Below are 1,597 nucleotides of genomic sequence, written 5' to 3' on the forward strand. Positions count from 1 at the left end.
GCACGGACTCGCAATCAGTCCTCAGAAGCGGACCGCGCGTGGGATCGGGTTCTCGAACCGATCGATGCATTGCTGACGCGGCGGCAGGTAAGGCACCTTAGCGAAGTCCACAAGGCTCAAGCCGAGCAACGCAACCCAGGTTCCTGACGACGCCACTAGCGAGCACTCAGAGGTTAAAAAAACAAGCTTAGATCGTCCGTGAGATCGTCGTGCTCGTGATCGAGTCCTGGGTGATCAATGACGACAGCCCTGTCCCTGTGTCGTCCGAGGTGGTGCCGGAGGCTCTTCGGTCGAGGATCGGCAGCGGGCAGCTGGAGACGTGGCTGACTAGTTCGTCCGGACGGGCGCTGGCCTTCGTGACGAATACCGAGCGCGCGATGGTGATGCTTCTCGAAGACGAGGGCGATCCAGGCGAGCATGCCGTGGACCCCGGGGCTCAGGGGTCGAGCGACGGGTTCGTCCTCTCGAACGGGCAGGGCGACGAGTATCTGGACGAGGACACCGTCCCCATCCATGAGGCGTTCAGGCTCGTGCAGCAGATCGTTGCCACGGGATCCTGGCCGACGGACGCGCACTGGGTGGTCTATCGCTGAGCGGGCTATCGCCGGACCCAGATGAGGATGGCGGCGAGATGGAGTGCGGCCTGGTAGGCGATGGCCAGCTTGTCGGTTCGCATGGCCAGGCCGCGCCACTGCTTGAGCCGGTTGATGCACCGTTCGACCGCGTTGCGCTGCTTGTACGCCTCAGAGTCGAAAGCCGGTGGGCGACCGCCGGCGTGACCTCGCCGCAGACGGTGGCCGATCTGGTCGGAGGGCTGGGGGATGACAGCGCGGATTCCGCGTGGGCGGAGGTGACTTCGGATCGCGCGGGATGAGTACGCGCGGTCCGCTAGGACGGCATCGGGCCGGGTCCTCGGTCTTCCCGGTCCGCTTCGCGGAACACGGATGCCGGCCATGACGCTCTCGAAGGCCGGGGCGTCACCCGCCTGGCCTGCGGTGACGCGGAGGGCCAGGGGTCGTGCATGGCCGTCGCTGGCGGTGGACCTTCGTGCTCAGGCCGCCTCGGGAGCGCCCGAGCGCGTGGTCGTCGGGTTCGGTCCGGCCTGGAGCCCCTTTTTCCTGGCTCCGGCGGCGTGCTGGTGAGCCCGGCAGACGGTGGAGGCCACCGACACGATCCAGCCGATGTCGTCAGCACCCTCGGCCGCTGCCAGGACCGCGGCAAAGATGCGTTCCCAGGTGCCGTCCACGGCCCACCTGATCAGCCGTTTGTGAGCGGTCTGGAACGAGCCGAGCTCGTCGGGCAGGTCTCGCCAGGGCGAGCAGGTTCGGTACTTCCATGCGATGGCCTCCAAGGTTCGGCGGTGATCGGCCCACCGCCGACCGCGGACCGGATCGGCCGGCATCAGCGGCTCGATCCGGTCCCACATCGCATCACTGATCACTAACCGGACGGACACATCCGATCAACTGACCAACCGATCAAAGAGACACGCTCTAGTTGTATTGATCACGAGCGTTGTTGACGCGGGTCGGACTTGATCGTGGCGAAGGCCCCCGTGTGTGGTGGAGGTGTCGAATCTTCACCGCACGGAGGCCTT

Annotated in this window: 1 protein-coding gene and 1 pseudogene; one reads left to right on the plus strand and one right to left on the minus strand. The window is 66.0% G+C overall.

Annotated features, from left to right (window positions below; translation table 11 throughout):
- Positions 1-215: 215 nt before the first annotated feature.
- On the plus strand, positions 216-593 hold the full coding sequence (locus tag ACN6LD_RS42190; RefSeq protein WP_319188298.1) for a hypothetical protein: 378 nt from the start codon (positions 216-218) through the stop codon (positions 591-593).
- A 5-nt stretch (positions 594-598) separates the two neighbouring features.
- Here ACN6LD_RS42190 and ACN6LD_RS42195 read toward each other — a convergent pair.
- A pseudogene (locus ACN6LD_RS42195) lies at positions 599-1,426 on the minus strand (IS5 family transposase).
- Between the last annotated feature and the right edge of the window lie 171 nt (positions 1,427-1,597).

It is taken from the genome of Streptomyces sp. SAS_272 (genome assembly GCF_052543235.1).